We start from the raw sequence: 527 nt of genomic DNA, 5'->3' as shown, positions 1-527 counted from the left end.
CGCCACCCACCGCCACACCACCGGCCTGCCCGCCACCTCCCTCGCCTGGGGACCCTGGGCGGAAGGGGGCATGCTCGAGAACCTCGACACCGCAGACGTTGAGCGCATGAACCGGAGTGGTGTCCTGCCCCTGTCTCCGGAGGAGGGGCTCGAGCTCTTCGACACCGCGCTGCGGTCCGGCCGGGCCACCCTCGCGCCGATCCGTCTGGACGTGGCGGCCTTCCGCAAGACCCCGGCCGTCCCGCACCTGCTGCGCGGACTGGTCCGCGGCGCGGGCACGAGTCGCCGTGCGGCACGGTCGGCCGGAGCTTCGGCATTCGCCCAGCGCCTGCTGGCGGTCGGGCAGGAGCAGCGTGCCGCGCTGGTGCTGGAAACGGTGCGGACGGAGGTGGCGGCCGTCCTCGGCCACGCCTCCGCCCAGGCCGTGCCCGCCCATCGGGCCTTCACCGAGCTCGGCTTCGACTCCCTCACCGCCGTCGAACTGCGCAACCGCCTCAACACCGTCACCGGCCTGCGCCTGCCCGCCA

1 protein-coding gene is annotated in these 527 nt (G+C 74.4%); it reads left to right on the top strand.

What is annotated here, in order from left to right; translation table 11 throughout:
* Positions 1-106 precede the first annotated feature (106 nt).
* Positions 107-527, top strand: a 421-nt coding sequence (locus tag A2U95_RS29310) for an acyl carrier protein (protein WP_240958341.1), incomplete at its 3' end; no start/stop codon positions are given.

The sequence above is a fragment of the Streptomyces chilikensis genome, from assembly GCF_001642695.1.
Lineage (GTDB): Bacteria > Actinomycetota > Actinomycetes > Streptomycetales > Streptomycetaceae > Streptomyces > Streptomyces chilikensis.
This window is presented reverse-complemented; position numbering and strand designations above follow the sequence as displayed.